The sequence below is a fragment of the Maribacter confluentis genome, from assembly GCF_030505015.1.
Classification (GTDB): Bacteria; Bacteroidota; Bacteroidia; order Flavobacteriales; family Flavobacteriaceae; genus Maribacter; species Maribacter sedimenticola.
Genome location: NZ_JAUKUC010000001.1, coordinates 198,074 through 217,163 on the forward strand (window position 1 = coordinate 198,074; position 19,090 = coordinate 217,163).

Sequence of the window (19,090 nt, forward strand, 5' to 3'; positions counted from 1 at the left end):
TTATGTCCATAAAGGAAAATTTAGCCGCTATTGTTCAATCTCTTCCGGACACGGTTACATTGGTTGCCGTGTCCAAAACAAAGCCAATAACAGATTTAGACCAAGCTTATGCGGAAGGCCAACGTATCTTTGGAGAAAACAAGGTTCAAGAAATGACCGAAAAGTGGCAAGCAATGCCAAAGGATATAGAATGGCATATGATCGGACACTTACAAAGAAACAAGGTCAAATATTTGGCGGAGTATGTAGCTTTGATTCATGGCGTGGATAGCCCAAGATTACTTAAGGAAATAAATAAACAGGCAAAAAAACACAATAGAACCATTTCCTGTCTATTGCAGGTACATATTGCAGAAGAAGATACCAAATTTGGATTCGACGAAAAGGAATTAATAGAACTTGTTGATAATGAAGATTTTAAATCATTTGAAAACGTTAAAATCGAAGGATTAATGGGGATGGCCACTTTTACCGATGATAAGGAGCAAGTACGCCGTGAGTTCAAAAATCTTTTTACGTTATATAAACAACTACAATCTAAATATGCAGATTTTAATATTCTTTCTATGGGCATGAGCGGTGATTATAAAGTTGCCATAGAAGAAGGCAGCAATATGGTACGTATAGGAAGTAGTATCTTTGGGTCACGAAATTAATTGTAAACCAACCTCACTTAAAAAACCATTTTTACTGAATGTACGCAATTTTAGATATTGAAACCACTGGTGGTAAATTTAATGAAGAAGGCATTACGGAAATTGCTATCCATAAATTTGACGGTCAACAAGTGGTGGATAAATTTATAAGTCTTATAAATCCTGAAAAGGAAATACAGCCTTTCGTAGTCAAATTAACAGGAATCAATAATAAAATGTTAAGGACTGCCCCCAAATTTTATGAAGTAGCCAAAAGAATTATTGAAATTACAGAGGATACCGTTTTAGTAGCGCATAATGCTCAATTTGATTACAGAATCCTACGGACGGAATTTAGAAGGTTGGGTTATAACTTTGAGCGCAAAACCTTATGTACCGTAGACCTTTCAAAATTATTATTACCAGAAGCAGAATCATATAGCTTGGGAAAATTGGTAAGATCTTTGGGTATTCCGGTAAGTGATCGCCATAGGGCTAATGGTGATGCCCTGGCCACCATAAAACTATTTAAATTATTGCTTGCCAAAGATTCCGAAAAAGTAATTATCAAAGAAACCATACGCAAAGAAAGCCAAGGTGAGCTTTCTGAAAAACAATTAGATATCGTTAGAGACCTGCCCAATAAAACAGGAGTATTCTACATGCATAATAAAGATGGGGACATCATATATCTGAATAAGACTACCGATATTAAAAAGAAGGTAAACCAACTCTTTACCAAAAACGGGGACAAATCACGAAAATTGGCCAAAGACACCAAAAAAGTCACTTATGAGGAAACAGGAAATGAATTGGTGGCCATACTGAAGGAATACGAAGAACTTTTGAAACTTAGACCTAAGTACAATGCCATACCAAGAAAAAGAATGTACTCCCATGCCTTATGTAAAGAGAAGAATGAAAATGGGTATATAACATTACGCATAAAACCATACAAGGAGTGCAAGGAACCTCTAGGATTGTTCAATGGTATTTTTAGCGGAAAAAATCATTTGTTTAAAATAACCAAAGAGTTTCAACTTTGCGAAAAACTTAACGGCATAAGTGAAGCACGATCAAATTGTTCCAATTATGACGATGGATTATGCCTTGGAGCATGTATAGGCAAAGAACCTGAAGTAACTTATAACAAAAGGGTTACGGCTTCTATAGAGAAGTATAATTTGGCCCAGAAAAACGTGGTATTGTTGGACAAAGGAAGGGAAATTGGCGAACAAAGTGCTATCTTAATAAAAAATGGCTCACTGGTTGGTTTAGGATTTTATGATCTTAACCATCAAATAAATAATATTCATATCTTGGAAAACCTTATTACACCAATGAACGGAACCAGGGATGCCAATTTTCTTATTGAATCATACTTAAGAAAAAAGAAAGTACTTAAAACAGTAGAGATATATTCATAAATTGAAAGAGGAAGAAAAATTATCGCCTTGGCAGAACAAGCTTCATGAAATTATTTACGAAGCGGATACCCCTATGGGTAAATTGTTCGATATAATTCTTTTTATACTCATAATTTTCAGCATTATACTTATTATGCTGGAAAGTGTAAAAAGTATTGATGTTAAGTACCATAGGGTACTACTTGTTTTGGAATGGGTTATCACCATATTTTTTACCATAGAATATATTGTCCGTATCATTTGCATTAAAAAGCCGTCTAAATATATATTCAGCTTTTATGGTATCATTGATTTTCTATCTACCATACCATTATATATCTCCTATATTTTTGCAGGATCTCAAGTCCTATTGGCCGTTAGAGCCTTTAGACTTTTAAGGGTATTCCGGATTTTAAAATTGGTTCAGTTTTTAGGAGAGGCGTCACAACTTAAGAGTGCATTAAAAGCCAGTAGGGCCAAGATTACAGTATTTCTTTTTGCCGTACTTATTGTATCAGTAATGATGGGTACCCTAATGTATATTGTAGAAGGAGATGAAGCAGGATTTACTAGCATACCTACCAGCATCTATTGGACCATTGTTACCCTTACCACTGTTGGATATGGAGATATTGCACCTATTACCCCATCTGGTCAATTTATTGCTACCATAATCATGCTATTAGGTTATGGAATCATAGCCGTACCTACGGGTATCGTTACAGCAGAATTTGGTAGACAGACCAGGGACAAGACAGGAAATTTAAGTGCCGGTAATTATATTCATGTAAACACCCAGGCCTGTCCGTCATGTACCAAAGAAGGTCATCGTGATGATGCTACGCATTGCTATAATTGTGGATCAGTATTAAATGAATAAAAAAGCACTGATTTCAGTAACCGGCCCTACTGCCATAGGTAAGACCAAACTTGCCATAGCATTGGCAAATCATTTCAATACAGAGATCGTTTCAGCTGATTCTAGACAGTTTTTTAAAGAAATGAGTATTGGTACCGCGGTGCCCACAGCAAGTGAACTTGCACAGGCCAAACACCATTTCATTCAACATAAAAGCATTGTGGAACCTTATACTGTTGGTGATTTCGAAAGAGAGGCACTCAATAAAATTGCCGCTCTTTTCAAAAAGCATGAGGTAGTGGTTATGGTAGGAGGCAGCGGACTATATGTAAATGCTGTTACAGAGGGTTTAAATAACTTTCCATACGTCTCTCCAGAAATACGGTCAAATCTTAATCAAACCTTGGAAAATAAAGGATTACCCTATTTGCAGGAAACCTTAAGGGAATTGGATCCGGAATATTTCGGAAAGGTTGATATACATAATCCACAACGCGTAATAAGGGCTTTAGAGGTATGTATTGGAAGTGGCCGACCCTATTCAACTTTTATCAATAAACCTAAAGAAAAAAGAGACTTCAGCGTCATTACCGTAGGCCTTAAAGCCGATAGGCCTGTAATATATGACCGAATAAATAAAAGAGTTGACCTTATGATGGAAGAAGGTTTGTTAGCAGAGGCCAAAAGCCTACATTTCTATAAATCGTATAACGCATTACGAACTGTAGGATATAAAGAATTGTTCAGATATTTTGAAGGTGAATGGACTTTGGATTTTGCCATTGCCGAAATCAAAAAGAATACTAGGAGGTTTGCAAAACGCCAACTTACCTGGTTCTTAAAAAATATAGACACACTTTGGTTCAACTATGATGATGATCTTAGCACGATACTTCTTAAAATTGATGAAGAACTAGTAAACCTAATTCATGAATAATCCACAGATTTTATTTGTAATGGGTGTTTCGGGTAGTGGAAAAACTACCATAGGCACACTATTGGCACAAAAATTAAATATTCCTTTTTTTGACGGAGACGATTTTCATCCGGCTTCGAACATTAAAAAAATGAGCGATGGTATTCCATTAAACGATGACGACCGCCAAGGTTGGTTGGAACGATTAAATAAACTTGCCCTAGAACATACAACAACGGGCGCTGTAATTGTTTGCTCCGCTTTAAAGGAAAAATACAGGGTTATTTTAGGAAATCAATTAGAAGGTTTACACAAAATAGTTTACCTGGAAGGAAGTTATGAACTTATCAATGATCGGTTGATTCAGCGCAAAAATCATTTTATGCCCAAAGGATTATTAAGGTCACAGTTTGATACTTTGGAAATCCCCCATGATCCCATAACCGTATCCATTGACCAATCTCCTGAAGCCATAGTAGCGGATATTATAAAAATGTTATAACTAAAAAAGCATCCTAAACCGGATGCTTTTAATTTTCATAGGATTATAGGTAGATTATTCGCCCTCGTTCTTAACAACTAAACGGAAACCTTCACCGTGAATATTTAAAATTTCTACGGTATCATCCACTTTTAGGTACTTACGTAATTTTGCAATGTATACATCCATACTACGTGACGTAAAGTAATTATCGTCCCTCCAAATTTTGGTCAATGCCAATTCCCTGGGCATTAAGTCATTTTCATGTAAGGCCAATAAACGTAGAAGCTCATTTTCTTTAGGAGATAATTTAATAGCTTCATTATCCTTATATTTCAAAAATCTTAGTTTAGAATTTAGATGAAAACCACCAATTGTAAATTCAAACTTTTTACTATCCGCCAAACCATTGGAAGCTTTACGTTGTAAAATGGCCTTTAGCTTCATCAGCAATACTTCAGAATCAAAAGGTTTGTTCAGGTAATCATCCGCCCCTGCCTTATATCCCTTCAAAACATCTTCCTTCATTGTTTTCGCCGTAAGAAATACTATTGGAACGTTCTCATTTTTCTCCCTAATTTCCTTCGCCAATGTAAATCCATCCTTATAGGGCATCATTACATCCAAAATGCAGATATCAAAATTATCCTTCTTGAACTTTTCAAATCCCTCCATTCCATTTTTAGCCAACGTAACATCAAAGTCGTTCATTGACAAATAATCTTTCAATACAATTCCAAAATTTGGATCGTCCTCAACTAAAAGTATTTTCTTATTTATTGTTTCCATAATATTTATATTAACGGCAGTTTGATGTAAAATGTACTTCCTTTTCCTTTTTCGCTCTCGGCATAAACTTCGCCTTGATGATCTTCAACAATTTTTTTAACGTACGCAAGCCCCAGCCCGTGTCCTTTTACGTTATGGATATCACCTGTGTGCTCCCTGTAAAATTTTTCAAAAACTTTTTTAACAACGGCTTTGCTCATACCGGCACCTTGATCCTGTACCTTAATGATTATATAATTTTTAGCCCGTTCCGTAAAGACATCTATTTTAGGTGCCTCATTGGAATATTTAATGGCATTGTCCAGCATATTAACGATTACATTGGTAAAGTGCATCTCGTTTGCCAAAACCTCTGAGCGTTCTGCATCTAAATGGGTGTGTATATAACCTCCCCTGTCCGCAACGATCAAATCTACATGGGTTATTGCATCCTCTATGATTTCATGCACGTCTACCCTATCCTTACTGATATCCAATTGATTTTTCTCCAATTTGGATATTCTTAAAACGTTCTCAACTTGTGCATGCATACGCTTGTTCTCATCACGAATCATTTGCAGATAACGTAATACCTTTTCTTGATCCGCAATAATTTTTGGATTTCGAATTGCCTCTACGGCTAGGTTAATGGTTGCAATTGGTGTTTTGAACTCATGCGTCATGTTATTGATGAAATCCGTTTTTATCTCGGAAATCTGTTTCTGTCTTATCAACTGATAAATTGCGCCTGCATAGGCCACTACAATTATTATCGTGAACAATAATGACAATAGCGCAAGTCCCAAAATAGACTGTACTAAAAATCGTTTCTTTTTAGGAAAGGAAATTAACAGGTCAAAATTGGAAATTCCCTCAAAATCAACAAACATTGGCGCTTTATAAACATTGGTCTCCGCATATTTAAATTTGGAAGATTTCACCTTGGTGGGCAAACCATTGCTATATACTCCGTACTCAAACGCAATATCTATTCCCCTATTCTCAAGTTCTCGCTGTAATAAAAGTTCAATTTCCTGTTTGGAAACTCTTTTATGAATAGGAACCCGTTTTGCATATACCATGAACATCTCTTCCATAGCAGCCTTTTCCATCTTATTAAGGCCATCAATCTTCTCTATACGTTGAATGGGGTTTAAACGAAAACGATTGCCTTCCAGGTCAAAATCCTCTTTCCAAATCGTAGTTTTTCGCCTACTGGTCAAATTTTTTATAATGGTGGTGTCAACACCATCACCGTTATCAAAGAACGTAGATGAAATGCCATAGTCCTCTTCCAAAATGCCGTGTTCATACAGCATTATTTCATTGGAGTTGACATCTCTATCAATAAAGAAAAAATTAAACAGCTGCGTACCCTTAAGTTCACCGATACTATCCTTAGCATTCAAATATCTATCAAAATAGTCTTTAGTCTCTCTTTCCGATATTTTATTGGTGATGCTGTTCAATGCTTCTGAAACACTACTTGAAAATTGCTCTTCACTGTTATCAATGGATTTTTTGATCCAGAAACTTTGAACGAAAATCAGACCAATAAGCGAAAGGCTCATTAAAACTATTAAGAGCACAAATAACTTTTTGTTCATTGGAGCATAAAATTAAAGATTTAACAGATAGAGGATTGTACGTTTAACCTAACCTTAACAAAAATGTTAAAATTGGGGGACTAGTAGTATTTAGCAAGGATACGCTTATGTAGGTCCAAAACATTTTGACGGGTTTGGTCAAGGTCAATGTTTTCAATTATATAATCTGCCAATTTGACCTTCTCCTTATCTTCTAGCTGATTTTTAATTCTAGAAAGAATCTCTTTCCTAGTATTTTGATCTCTTTGTAAAACCCGCTCTATTCTTAGTTCTTTTGGAGCGGTAACCAAAATTACCTCGTCATATAACTTTTGGGCATTGTTCTCAAATAAAAGTGCGGTCTCCTGTATAACATAAGCAAAAGTCTGTACCTTGGACCATTTCAAAAAATCCTTTCTTACTTTTGGGTGTACTATAGCGTTTAACTGTTCTAGCAAGTTTTTATCCTTAAATACTTTCTCCGCAATAAAAGCTCTATTTAATTTCTTGTCTTTAAAAGCCTTTTCGCCAAAAAGTGCTATTAACTCTTTTTGTATATTCTTTGAGGAATTCATTAACTCCTTGGCCCGAACATCTGAATTGTAAACGGGCACACCTAAATCCTGGAACATTCTTCCCACAGTAGTCTTGCCACTACCAATTCCACCGGTAAGTCCTATTACAATCATTCCCGCCTTAATATAAATTCCACTTCATTAGCATTCATCTGGGCGTTATGTAAGGTTTTTGGATAACGTTCCAGTGTAATGGAAAGCCTATTTTCTGTTTCATCAGCAACCTTTAAATAATCTGCCACTACCATAAAATCATTGATCTCAAGTTCTTTTAGATCTTGGATGGTACCTTGGCAACGCACTTGGACAATTTCGGGAAATGTACGCACCTTAACTCCTTCCGGCACATTGATTACCGTAACCGGTATTTCCATTACCTGTTCAGAAAATTTTACGACCTTACCCTTTATCTGCACATTGGTAGCTGAAAAATTAATTCCGTCCAAATCTTGAGGAAGCTTAAGGGCCACTTGTTCCGAAAATGAGCTAGTGATATTATTTAATTGTAAAAGTTCCGTTTTTAAGGTATTAATGGTATCTATCTTACTTTTTGGCCCTGTTATTTCTATAGAATCCGGAAGAATACCAATTTTACCCTCTAAAATATGGTTGGTAGCATACGTGATATCCAACGTGGCGATAACGGGAACTTTCTTTGTTTCCAAAGAAGTAAAATCAAAATAAATGATATCACTATCAAAATCGGTTAATGTACTGTAATTATTCAGTTGGTCCTCTAATTGTATTCGTATTTGATCGGAGGTTAAATAATACAAGGAATCCTTCTCTACCATTTTACTGACATCCAACGTAATATGCTTTGGTTTTAGATGATAACCCAGAAATTGAAATCCGGCCGCCGTTAGCCTTACTTGAATTTCCTCTTTAGGCGAATTGGCCAACAAATGCTTAGAAGGTACATTTATATAATTGACATAAAACGTTGTATTACTAGTATATGTTTGGGACAATTTATTAATAAACCATGCTAATGAGGCACAAATCAAAAACAAAAGAAAAACCTTTACTTTTCTTTTTTTTAATCCCGTACGTATCCATTCCAATAGCGGTTTCATTGCGTTTATTTAAAGAACAGTTTTGGAAATATTTCATTGGCTTTTTTACTGCTGACCGCCAAACAAATTGTTGATTTTAGAAATCCATAACCATATCCTATGAACTGCACTCCTGTTGCAAAAATGGCTAAAATAGAAACTAAAATGTTTTTGGTTTTCAATAATGCATCCAACCATAAAATACTAAAATATAGAACATAGCAAAACAATGGTAGATAAACTCCTAATCCTACCAAAATTACTGCGAAAACAAGGCCCAACGAGAATAACGTTGGAAACCAATAGGTAAGCTTTCTAGTAGCTGGGTGCCATTTATTTAAAATTGGACGTACCATTCCAAATTTATTGACCTGTGTATAAAATTTTTTCCAATCTATACGTCTTTTGTGATATACAAAGGCTTCAGAAATTAATTTTGTCCTATACCCTTTGTTCCAGATGCGTATGGTTAAATCTGGATCTTCGCCAGGATGTATTTTACCGTACCCCCCAACTTTACCAAACACCTCTTTGGAAAGTCCCATATTAAAACTTCTAGGTTGAAATTTATCAACCGCCCTTTTACCACCGCGTATACCACCTGTGGTCAAAAAGGATGTCATAGCATAATTTATTGCTTTTTGAACGACCGTAAAAGATTCATGCGCGGCATCTGGACCTCCGTAGCAATGCACAAAATCCTTTTGTAAACTTTGCTCTACCTCCGATAGGTAATTAGATGGAAGAATACAATCCGAATCAAGAACAATAAAGTAATTACCCTTGGCCCTCTGCATACCATAATTTCTAGAATCCCCTGGGCCTGAATTGTCTTTTTTATAATATGAAATAGCAAGGGCATTTGAAAATGCCCTTGCTTCTTGTTCTGATGAAATGGTAGAGCCATCCTCAACAATAACCACCTCAAAACCCTTTTGATAGGTCTGTAAGGACAAGCTATCCAATAACTCCCTAATTTCATTGGGTCTATTGTACACGGGAACGATAAAAGAAAACGATAATTCCATTATTACTTTCCTCTAATGAATAGGCTCCAAAAAAATTGGAATATTAAAAACCTGATTAAAATTTCTCTATTACTTCTTGACTTACCCCGGTGTTGGAGAAGCCTCCGTCATGGAATAAATTTTGCATGGTCACTTTTCTGGTCAAGTCAGAAAACAATGTAACGGTGTAATCCGCACAGTCCTGAGCAGTAGCATTACCAAGTGGCGACATTTTTTCAGCGTAGCTTATGAAACCATCAAAACCTTTAACACCTTGTCCAGCAGTGGTGGCGGTTGGTGATTGTGATATAGTATTGACCCTAACCTTTTTTTCCTTACCAAAGAAATAACCAAAACTACGGGCTACTGACTCTAAATAGGCCTTGTTGTCCGCCATGTCGTTATAATCTGGAAAAGTACGTTGTGCCGCCATATAGGTCAATGCAACAATACTACCCCACTCATTCATGGCATCTGCCTTATACAACGATTGCATAACCTTATGGAACGATAAAGCGGAAACATCCCAACCTTTGGCCGTAAAATCATATTTTTCATCGGTATAGGCGCGGCCCTTACGCACGTTTACGGACATTCCAATGGAATGAAGTACGAAATCTATCTTGCCTCCTAAAATTTCAACTGCTTTTTCAACTAAATTATCCAAATCCTCTACACTGGTTGCATCTGCAGGAATTATTTGAGAGCCGGTCTTTTTTGCCAATTCGTCTATTTGACCCATTCTCATTGCTATTGGGGCATTTGTCAATACAAAAATACCGCCTTCATCGTGTACGGTCTGTGCCGTTTTCCAAGCAATGGAATTTTCGTCCAATGCACCAAAAATAATTCCCCTTTTTCCTTTTAATAAATTATATCCCATGTTCGTTGATTGTATTGTTTAGTTAAAGACCAAAGATATCCAAAATATGTTAAAACCTTATTGCAGGTTTCTTTAAAAACTCCAAAATTGACCTATAAATTAACTTCCCTAATAGTTGATCAAAATTAAAGACATGTAGTTAGAACGTACTATAAAATTAAATAGAGCTACCCAATAATTGTTTAGCATGTGCCAATGCCGAATCTGATAGATCTTTACCACTTAACATTTGTGCCAGCTCTACGATTCGCTCTTCTTCGGCCAATTTTTTCATATTGGTCATGGTACGCTCCTCTCCTTCAGTTTTGAACACTTTAAAATGATGGTTTCCTTTAGAGGCCACTTGTGGTAAATGTGTAATGGAAAAAACCTGAAGGTCTCCGCTCATTTCCTTCATTATGTCCGCCATTCTATTGGAAATTTCACCTGAGACCCCTGTATCGATTTCATCGAACATAATGGTGGGTAATTTTTCATATTTGGCTAAAATGGCCTTAATGATCAACATAATCCTAGAGAGCTCACCTCCTGATGCCACTTTTTTCAATTCGCCATAATTTCCTCCCCTGTTTGCGGTAAAAAGAAAATGTAGCTCATCCATACCTGTTGCCGTAAAAGAATCTACGGCATTGAGATTAATTTGAAAAGAGGCACTGGGCATACCTAGTTGGGCAAGGTCTGCCTCTAATTTTGATTTTAAATCTGGTATTACTTCTTTTCTTTTTTCCCGTAATACTACCGCTTGCTCCTCCAATACGGATTGCATATCCTGTAGCTCCCTGGTCTTTAGTGCAATTTTCTCATCTAAATGTGCCGTTTCAAAAACCTTGTCGGCCAATTCGTTCTTAATTTCTATAAGCTCTGAAACATCGTTTACATTATGCTTCTTTAGCAGGTTATAAAGCAATTGCAGCTTTGAACTTACTTGTTCCAGTGCTTCGGGATTAGGCTCTACACCCTCTTGTATATGTTGTAATTCCGAATTGATATCATCCAATTCTATTAAAACGGATTGTACACGCTGATAAAGCTCTTTGTAATTTGCTCCAAAATCCACCAATTTAGAAAGTGACTGCCGCATTTCGGTAACCAAAGACAATACCCCAATTTGCTCATCATTGAACAACTGATCCCCTTTGGATAAATGTTCCATGATCAATTCTACATTGTTCAACTGCTCATATTCCTCTTCCAAGGTTTCTACTACCCCAACTTTTAATGGTGCCTTTTCCAACTCGGACAATAAAAATGTATTATAGTCCTGCTCCTTGTTGGCGGTAAGTTGCACCTCCATCATCCGATCCAGTTCTCCCTGTGCCTTGCGGTATGCCTTTAAAGACTTAACATAGGCAGCAAGACGCTGTTGGTTATTGGCCAAGGCATCTACCAGTTTTAACTGAAATTCATTTTCAGTAAGCTGCATGGTCTGATGCTGGGAATGGATATCTATAAGATTTTCTCCCAAACGCGACAACACATCTAATGTAACCGGCGTATCGTTAATAAAAGCCCTTGACTTCCCACTGGGCAAAATCTCCCTACGGATTACGGTATGCACATCATAATCCAAATCATTTTCCTCAAAAAAAGATTGAAGTCCATAGGTATCTATTTTAAATACACCTTCAATTATACATTTTTGATCTTTTAAACGTAGGGAAGATAAATCTGCCCTTTTGCCTAGAACCAAGGATAGACCTCCTAAAAGAATGGATTTACCTGCACCCGTTTCTCCCGTAATTACGGTAAAACCTTTATCGAAGCCCACTTCTAAGCTATCGATCAATGCATAATTAGTAATGGAAAGGGTTGAAAGCACGTTTCGGAATTTTAGAACTACAAAGGTAATCTATATTCCGTTTTGAAAAAAGGCTCAATATTTAATATCGTTCCAAGTAGATGCGTATAATGGAGCAATTTTGTTCAGTGTTTCCTTCAGCTTAACGATATCTACTTTTGGACCATCCGAAAAAATATTCAATATCTCCTCTGATTTGGCATCAAAGAACGTTGATATTAAAAATGCATTTGGTCTTCTATTGATCATGGTTTGAAACAAATTCATAGTACCCGCTATCACCTGCTTGCCCGTGCTATTATTGTCTGGCATGATATCCAAGCCTTTTCTATGATAATTGTACATAGCAATACGGTACTCCCTATAGGTATTGGACAGTAGATTGTCAACCAGTTCAAACCTACTACGGTTAGAGTCCGCAGATTGGCTCCAACCGGCAGAATTACTACCTTGAGCCATAGTTACAATATTCTGGGCTTTTCTATAATATTCCGTGCCACCTTCCAACGAGAACGTATCCGCATCCAGCCCTATGATAATATATGCATAATACGCCAGTACACTTACCAAGTTGGACTCAAATTGGTTATCGTTAAAGATCAATGGCTGAAACTCGATATACTGAAAATTGAATTGATTGTCCTTATAATTAAAAATAGGCGAAGAATAAGAGGTATTATAAACCGGTCTTGAAGATTGTATCTGAATATTACCTTTAAATCTATTTGATTCATATTCCGTTATGGTAATGAACATTTGTGCGTTGATCCGCTCATTTTCCTTAAAAACCCTACTCGTCCATTTAGACTTATTAATAAAATCATTCAACGAACGCTCTAAGGTTTTGAACACTTGTAGATCTCCTTGTGATAACTGATCGGAGTTTACAGTAACCGTGCAGTTTAATTCTTGCCCACTTACCCCAAATACCATAAAACAGCAAACCACTAGAAAAATAAATCTACGCATATCGTCTCTTGATAATTTCATTAAAAATGTCGACCGCAACTTCTGCCTTGGTCTTTAGTTCAAACGCAGTTATCGTTGAATTGGTATCTATAAATGAAATTTTATTGGTTGTACCACCAAAGCCGGCCCCTTTGTCCTGTAGCGAATTTAACACGATGGCGTCCAAATTCTTACGCTGCAATTTACCCAAGGCATTAGCAACTTCGTTTTGGGTTTCCAAAGCAAAACCTACAAGGAATTGTTCCTTTTTTTGTTCTCCGAGAGACATTAGAATATCTACATTCTTAACCAATTCCAAGGTGAAACTGGCATCGGATTTTTTTATTTTTTGTTCCGCTACGGTTTTAGGCTTGTAATCCGCTACGGCTGCAGCACAAATAACAATATCGGCATCCTTAAAGTATGCATGTGCATGCCTGTACATTTCGTCTGCAGAAACAACCGGAACTACTTCAATATTATCATGGACAACACTATGCCTCGTAGGCCCCGTCACCAAATATACCTGGGCACCTAAATTGGCCGCAGTTTTAGCCAGCTCGAAACCCATGAGCCCTGTTGAATGGTTTCCTATAAAACGTACAGGGTCTATAGCTTCATACGTAGGACCAGCGGTTATGAGGACCTTTTTACCAGAAAGCGGTAATCCTTTGTTCAATTGCGCTTTAATAAATTTGATGATTTCTTCGGGTTCCGCCATTCTACCTTCCCCATGTAGACCACTGGCAAGTTCACCACTGGCAGCAGGGATAATGTAATTACCAAAAGATTTCAGAATACTCAGGGAGTTTTTGGTACTGGGATGCTTGTACATATCCAAATCCATAGCCGGAGCTACATATACAGGACATTTGGCAGAAAGGTATGTGGCCAACAATATGTTATCACAAGCACCTGAGGCCATTTTGGACATCGTATTTGCAGTCGCAGGAGCTATGACCATTAGATCGGCCCATAGCCCAAGTTCTACATGATTGTTCCACTCCACACTATGTTCCTCAGATTTCACAAAATCCGATATGACCGCATTCTTGGATAAAGTAGCCAAAGTAAGTGGCGAAACAAAAGAGCTGGCACTATCGGTAAGGATAACCTTAACGTTAGCGCCAGCTTTTATGAATAAACGAACTAAGAAAGTAGTCTTATAAGCAGCAATCCCTCCGGTTATGCCTAAAAGGATGTTTTTGCCGTGCAACATATTCTTAGGCGTCTTTTTCTGTATTCCTGTGATAAATTTTATCCATTAACCACTCCTCTACCGCCATTGCGTGAGGTTTTGGTAATTTTTCATAGAACTTGGAAACTTCTATTTGCTCCTTATTTTCAAAAACCTCTTCTAGGCTATCACTATATGTAGCAAATTCTTCCAATTTCTCCAAAAGCTCTTTTTTAATCTCAGAATTTATCTGAACAGCACGCTTTGCAGTAATTGAAATAGCTTCATAAATATTCTCGGTAGGCTTGTCAAACTCATTACGGTTAATGGTAACAGTAGAAACAGCAGCTTTAGAGTTTTTTAAATCGTTCATATTCATAATTAAATTATTTACTTTGATTCAACGCCTTGATCTTGAAAACGTTGTAATTCCTTATCAATTTTTTCTAAAAGATTGGTCGCTTTTTTATCGTATTTAGACTCCGGATACTTCTTTTTTAGTGCCAAATATGCGGCCTTGGCCTCATTTAAACGCTCTTCTTTTAAACTTTCAAAACTGTTCATGGCCATATGGGTAAGAGCATCCATTTTAATGAACATGGCATCTTCCCTGTAAACGGATCCAGGATTATCAGAAACGAAGTTATCGCTTGCGGTCACCGCAGATTTCAACATATCAAGATTAAATTCTCCCAATTTGTTGTACTGCTTAACAATTTCAAATGATTTACGCTCCTTTTTTACCGTTAATTCCCTGGCCATATTGTTGGCTTCAGCAAAAAATTCAGAATCAGGGTAGGTATTGATAAAATTTTGAAGTTTTAAAAGGGCCTTATCAGTATCAGATTGATCTAAAGAATATTCTGGAGAAAGTTTGTAAAAACTTTTGGCTCCCAAAAAAGATGCTTCAACAACCTTATCACTCTTTGGATAAGATTTTACAAAACGCTCAAATTGATAGCCCGCCATATTGTAATCACCACGCTCAAAGTAACTATTGGATAAAAAGAACATAACACGTTCACCTTGTGGCTTACCAACATATTTTGGTGCTATTTGTTCATACAGTCTATTGGCTCTTTTAAAGTCGCCCTCCGCATAAAATTTTTCTGCCAGATCATACTTTGCTTTTACATCATCGTTCTTAAGCACTTTTTGGTACTCGTTGCACGATTGTAAAGCAATGGTAATCAACAGAATTGGGAATATTCTCCTCATATTAAAAAACATTTTGCAAAATTAGTGATTATCAATGGATTTAAAAAACATTTTAAACCAATAAAAATACATGCTTTCCATGGCAGAAAAGTCCCTTTTATGGAAGATTTAACGAAAATTATGCAGGTATGCGCACTATGGATTCCATAAAGGAAACTATACGATGTTTCAATGCATCTGTTGCACGAATCAATGGTAAGCGTACGTATGGTTTGGCAAGACCTAAGTATTCTATCATTACCTTAACACCCGCCGGGTTTCCTTCTTCAAAAATAAGTTGCATGCCTTCCTGCATTTTATAATGAAGTACGTAGGCCTCCTCCACATGTCCGTTCATGGCTTCATGGACCATTGATGAAAATTCTAGCGGAAGTCCCTGCCCTATTACGGAAATAACCCCTTCACCACCTGCTACTATGGTGGGTAACGCGGTGATATCATCGCCAGAAAGTACTAAGAAACCTTTTGGTCGCTTAGCTATTAATTCCTGTATCTGTATCATATTGCCACAGGCTTCTTTGACGGCAACGATATTGTCAAAATTCTTTGCCAATCTTACCACGGTATCGGGCAACATATTACTTCCCGTCCTACCTGGTACATTATAAAGTATAATTGGTAATGGAGATGCATTGGATATGACCTTGAAATGTTGGTAAATACCTTCCTGGGTTGGCCTGTTATAATAAGGGGACACAGATAATATGGCGATATACCCCGTTAGATCAAGGGTTTTTAATTCCTCTATAAGGCCCATAGTATTATTACCACCTACACCTAGCACTAACGGAAGTCTACCGGCATTGGCCTCCTCTACCGTATTCATGACCAGTTGCTTTTCTGCTTTGGTCAATGTTACCGATTCTGCTGTAGTACCCAATACTACCAAATAATCTATATGACGTTCAATATTATAGGCTACTACTTGTTTAAGAGCAACTACGTCTACTGTACCATCTTCTTTAAAAGGCGTAATCAATGCAACACCTGCTCCTTGTAATTCTTTCATAACTAAATCTCCTTAAAAATGCCTAAATATTTTTTCAGTTCCTTTTTAAATACCTGAAAATCCTTTAATGGTGTATCAAAAATTAAATCATTGTACAATGGGTCCACTTCTTTAAACCCTACTTTTAACCGTGCTTTTGTTTTTACCGTCATCAAGTTTAACAAAAGACTATCTTCATCATAATAATTGACCAAAAGATCATATTCCCTTCCCAAAAACTCATGGGCATAACTATTCTCTATTTCACCGTTCCAACCTAAATCCTTATCTGAAAATACAGGTGTGGCATAGGGTGAATTTTTATCATATAACCGCTTGTATCCTATTATTTTAACTGCATTTGGACGTAAAGAAAACTCTTCCTGAAACTGAAAAAACACTTCAGATTTTTCAAACCTATCCAAATCCACAATACAACCTAAAGAACGTATTCCCTTTTTCTCACGGGTTACTGCTACAGGATTGACCGATAATTGTTTCAATAATTTTCGACCAGATTTCTGTTTGAACTTGTCCTTAATAACTTTTAAAAACATGTATTTTTACATTTACACAAATGTAAATAATATCCCTGCAACTCTATGGCGAAGTTAAAACACTTTGATTATTTAAAAATAAAACACTTTGTTATATTTATAACAATTAGTCTCTCCTTATCGTGTAAGGAAGGGATACCAACTATTTCCTCTATTGAAGGAAACAGAATTACCATAGACAGCAATTCTACGGCCATTGATTCCATACAGGAATTTATAACACCCTATCACGATAGAATTGAGGAAATATTAACTAACCCTCTTGCCTATGCCCCTTTTACCATTAGCAAAACCGATGGTCAATATAATACTACGGCCGGCAACCTCATGGCAGATATCGTATTGCAACAATCTCAACCCATATTTAAACAACGTACAGGAAACAATATAGATGTTGTCCTTTTAAACCATGGCGGAATACGCGCTACAATATCAAAAGGAAATGTAACGGCCAGAACGGCCTATGAGGTAATGCCTTTTGAAAATACAGTAGTCGTAGTAGAATTAAAAGGCAGTTCGCTACTTAAAATGATAGATTATTTAAGCAAGGCAAAGAGAGCACACCCAATTGCTGGTATGCAGTTGGTACTTAATAAAGACTATAGCGTACATACGTTTTCCATCAATGGAAAACCTTTGAATAAGGAACAAACTTATTTTGTGGCAACCTCCAATTACCTGGTCACAGGTGGGGATAACATGAATTTTTTTAAAGAATATGTATCCATCACCGAAACCGAATATAAGATACGTAATGCCATGATAGATTATTTTACCAAAGTAGATACGCTTGCACCAAATGTAGATTCACGTTTTTATCAGCTACAGTAATATGAAAAGAAGAACATTTATTAAAAATACCGCAGCAACATCCGGTTTATTGACTTTGGGTGGACTTGGGTTGAATGGGTGTACCACCCCATCCAAAAAACATATTACTATTTTACATACCAATGATGTTCATAGCCATATAGACGCCTTCCCAATGGACCATGCTAATTTTCCCGGCCTTGGAGGATTGGCCCGTAGGGCCGGACTAGTGGAGCGCATAAGGAAAGAGAATCCCAACACCTTGCTATTTGATGCCGGAGATATCTTTCAAGGCACACCGTATTTTAATTTTTATGGGGGCGAACTTGAATTTAAATTAATGAGTATGCTCAATTACGATGGGGCAACAATAGGAAATCATGATTTTGATAATGGCATAGATGGACTCCTTGCGCAAATGCCTCATGCTAATTTTGATTTTATCTCCGCTAATTACGATTTTTCCAATACACCATTGCAAGGACTGACCAAACCCTATCAAATATATATAAAGGATGGTTTAAAAATTGGGGTTTACGGATTAGGAATTGAGCTGAATGGTTTGGTAAGCAAACAATTATATCAGGAAACAAAATATTTAGATCCTTATGAACTTGCCATTGAAACAGAGCAGCAATTAAAATTAACGGAACAATGCCATTTAATCATCTGTCTTTCGCACTTAGGATATGAATATGCCTCTATCAACAAACCAGATGATTTAAAATTGGCAAAAAAAACCAAATACACAGATTTGATTATTGGAGGCCATACCCATACATTCTTGGAAAAACCTACTATAATCAGCAATGCTAATGATAGGGACGTCTTGGTGAATCAGGTGGGGTGCTTTGGCGTTCACTTGGGCAGGATAGATTTTAATTTTGATACCGAAAAAAATACAGCCTCCGGCTATTCCATAAAAGTCTAAAATTGTAACTAATGATTCAAATACTGCGTACAGACTCTCAAAACCCGGATTTTAAGGATTTAGTTAGCCTTTTGGACAACGACCTTGCAAAACGTGACGGTGAGGATCATAGTTTCTATGCCCAGTTCAATGGTATTACCCATCTAAAACATACACTGGTTTTGTATGAGGACGATATGCCTATAGCCTGTGGCGCTATTAAAAAGTTCAATGAAACTTCAGTTGAGGTAAAACGAATGTTCGTACTACCAGAAAATCGCGGTCAAGGTTTTGCTTCTAAAATTTTGACAGAATTGGAGGAATGGGCAAAAGAATTAGGTTATAAAACCTGTGTGTTGGAAACTGGTTTGAGGCAGCCAGAAGCTATAGCCCTTTATAAGAAAAATGGTTATCAGGTTATTGCCAACTATCCACCTTATGTTGGCATAGCAAATAGTGTTTGTTTTAAAAAAGACCTATGAAAACAAGAATAAGGGACTTTATGAGAAGCAA

The 19,090-nt window shown here is 36.8% G+C and carries 21 protein-coding genes; 8 read left to right on the forward strand and 13 right to left on the reverse strand.

The genetic code is table 11. The features are described from left to right. Positions 1 to 2: 2 nt before the first annotated feature. Genes Q2T41_RS01000 through Q2T41_RS01020 form a run of 5 tightly spaced genes read left to right on the forward strand, consistent with a single transcriptional unit; the run spans position 3 to position 4,318 of the window. Positions 3 to 656 (forward strand): YggS family pyridoxal phosphate-dependent enzyme, encoded by a 654-nt coding sequence (locus Q2T41_RS01000; protein WP_304434356.1) that lies wholly within the window; start codon positions 3 to 5, stop codon positions 654 to 656. Between the two features lie 38 nt (positions 657 to 694). Beyond that, entirely contained in the window at positions 695 to 2,062 is a 1,368-nt protein-coding gene (locus Q2T41_RS01005; RefSeq protein WP_304434358.1) for an exonuclease domain-containing protein, read from the forward strand. A gap of 1 nt (position 2,063) precedes the next feature. Beyond that, a complete protein-coding gene (locus Q2T41_RS01010) occupies positions 2,064 to 2,921 on the forward strand; it encodes an ion transporter (RefSeq protein WP_304434360.1) in 858 nt (285 codons plus the stop codon). Further along, a complete protein-coding gene (gene miaA, locus Q2T41_RS01015) occupies positions 2,914 to 3,837 on the forward strand; it encodes a tRNA (adenosine(37)-N6)-dimethylallyltransferase MiaA (RefSeq protein ID WP_304434362.1) in 924 nt (307 codons plus the stop codon). Before Q2T41_RS01010 ends, miaA begins: the two co-directional genes overlap by 8 nt. After that, complete coding sequence (locus tag Q2T41_RS01020) at positions 3,830 to 4,318, forward strand: gluconokinase (RefSeq protein ID WP_304434364.1); 489 nt, start codon at positions 3,830 to 3,832, stop codon at positions 4,316 to 4,318. The genes miaA and Q2T41_RS01020 overlap by 8 nt, the downstream gene beginning before the upstream one ends. A 54-nt stretch (positions 4,319 to 4,372) precedes the next feature. Here the strand turns inward: Q2T41_RS01020 and Q2T41_RS01025 are convergent, their stop codons facing one another. The 13 genes from Q2T41_RS01025 to Q2T41_RS01085 form a co-directional block, all read right to left on the reverse strand. Further along, the gene (locus Q2T41_RS01025) at positions 4,373 to 5,086 is read right to left on the reverse strand and encodes a response regulator transcription factor (protein ID WP_089260209.1); all 714 of its coding nucleotides are present in this window, start codon (positions 5,084 to 5,086) and stop codon (positions 4,373 to 4,375) included. A 5-nt stretch (positions 5,087 to 5,091) separates the two neighbouring features. Further along, positions 5,092 to 6,672 (reverse strand): sensor histidine kinase, encoded by a 1,581-nt coding sequence (locus Q2T41_RS01030; protein WP_304434368.1) that lies wholly within the window; start codon positions 6,670 to 6,672, stop codon positions 5,092 to 5,094. Positions 6,673 to 6,752: 80 nt separating this feature from the next. After that, positions 6,753 to 7,340 carry a dephospho-CoA kinase gene (gene coaE, locus Q2T41_RS01035; RefSeq protein ID WP_304434370.1) on the reverse strand — a complete coding sequence of 196 codons (588 nt, stop codon included), beginning with the start codon at positions 7,338 to 7,340 and terminating at the stop codon, positions 6,753 to 6,755. Beyond that, positions 7,337 to 8,302 carry a CdaR family protein gene (locus tag Q2T41_RS01040; protein ID WP_304434372.1) on the reverse strand — a complete coding sequence of 322 codons (966 nt, stop codon included), beginning with the start codon at positions 8,300 to 8,302 and terminating at the stop codon, positions 7,337 to 7,339. Before Q2T41_RS01040 ends, coaE begins: the two co-directional genes overlap by 4 nt. Positions 8,303 to 8,307: 5 nt before the next feature. Further along, on the reverse strand, positions 8,308 to 9,309 hold the full coding sequence (locus Q2T41_RS01045; protein ID WP_304434374.1) for a glycosyltransferase family 2 protein: 1,002 nt from the start codon (positions 9,307 to 9,309) through the stop codon (positions 8,308 to 8,310). A 55-nt stretch (positions 9,310 to 9,364) separates the two neighbouring features. Next, complete coding sequence (locus tag Q2T41_RS01050) at positions 9,365 to 10,171, reverse strand: enoyl-ACP reductase FabI (protein ID WP_304434375.1); 807 nt, start codon at positions 10,169 to 10,171, stop codon at positions 9,365 to 9,367. Positions 10,172 to 10,328: 157 nt separating this feature from the next. Next, positions 10,329 to 11,990, reverse strand: coding sequence for a DNA repair protein RecN (gene recN / locus Q2T41_RS01055; protein WP_304434377.1), 1,662 nt, complete (start codon positions 11,988 to 11,990; stop codon positions 10,329 to 10,331). Between the two features lie 54 nt (positions 11,991 to 12,044). After that, a complete protein-coding gene (gene porD / locus Q2T41_RS01060) occupies positions 12,045 to 12,938 on the reverse strand; it encodes a type IX secretion system protein PorD (RefSeq protein ID WP_304437389.1) in 894 nt (297 codons plus the stop codon). After that, entirely contained in the window at positions 12,931 to 14,136 is a 1,206-nt protein-coding gene (gene coaBC, locus Q2T41_RS01065) for a bifunctional phosphopantothenoylcysteine decarboxylase/phosphopantothenate--cysteine ligase CoaBC (RefSeq protein ID WP_304434379.1), read from the reverse strand. Before coaBC ends, porD begins: the two co-directional genes overlap by 8 nt. 4 nt (positions 14,137 to 14,140) lie before the next feature. Then, a complete protein-coding gene (locus tag Q2T41_RS01070) occupies positions 14,141 to 14,473 on the reverse strand; it encodes a DNA-directed RNA polymerase subunit omega (protein ID WP_171017225.1) in 333 nt (110 codons plus the stop codon). Positions 14,474 to 14,484: 11 nt separating this feature from the next. Further along, the gene (locus tag Q2T41_RS01075) at positions 14,485 to 15,312 is read right to left on the reverse strand and encodes an outer membrane protein assembly factor BamD (RefSeq protein WP_304434382.1); all 828 of its coding nucleotides are present in this window, start codon (positions 15,310 to 15,312) and stop codon (positions 14,485 to 14,487) included. Positions 15,313 to 15,430: 118 nt separating this feature from the next. Continuing rightward, the gene (gene dapA, locus Q2T41_RS01080) at positions 15,431 to 16,321 is read right to left on the reverse strand and encodes a 4-hydroxy-tetrahydrodipicolinate synthase (RefSeq protein ID WP_304434384.1); all 891 of its coding nucleotides are present in this window, start codon (positions 16,319 to 16,321) and stop codon (positions 15,431 to 15,433) included. A gap of 2 nt (positions 16,322 to 16,323) precedes the next feature. Next, positions 16,324 to 16,857 (reverse strand): DUF6913 domain-containing protein, encoded by a 534-nt coding sequence (locus Q2T41_RS01085; RefSeq protein ID WP_089260198.1) that lies wholly within the window; start codon positions 16,855 to 16,857, stop codon positions 16,324 to 16,326. Between the two features lie 45 nt (positions 16,858 to 16,902). On the opposite strand from Q2T41_RS01085, the gene Q2T41_RS01090 reads away from it, so the two are divergent. The 3 genes from Q2T41_RS01090 to Q2T41_RS01100 are packed head-to-tail and all read left to right on the forward strand — an operon-like array spanning position 16,903 to position 19,059. Beyond that, complete coding sequence (locus tag Q2T41_RS01090) at positions 16,903 to 17,688, forward strand: 5'-nucleotidase C-terminal domain-containing protein (protein ID WP_304434387.1); 786 nt, start codon at positions 16,903 to 16,905, stop codon at positions 17,686 to 17,688. 1 nt (position 17,689) lies between these two features. Continuing rightward, a complete protein-coding gene (locus Q2T41_RS01095) occupies positions 17,690 to 18,598 on the forward strand; it encodes a bifunctional metallophosphatase/5'-nucleotidase (RefSeq protein ID WP_304434389.1) in 909 nt (302 codons plus the stop codon). 11 nt (positions 18,599 to 18,609) lie between these two features. Further along, on the forward strand, positions 18,610 to 19,059 hold the full coding sequence (locus Q2T41_RS01100) for a GNAT family N-acetyltransferase (RefSeq protein WP_304434391.1): 450 nt from the start codon (positions 18,610 to 18,612) through the stop codon (positions 19,057 to 19,059). Positions 19,060 to 19,090: the final 31 nt, after the last annotated feature.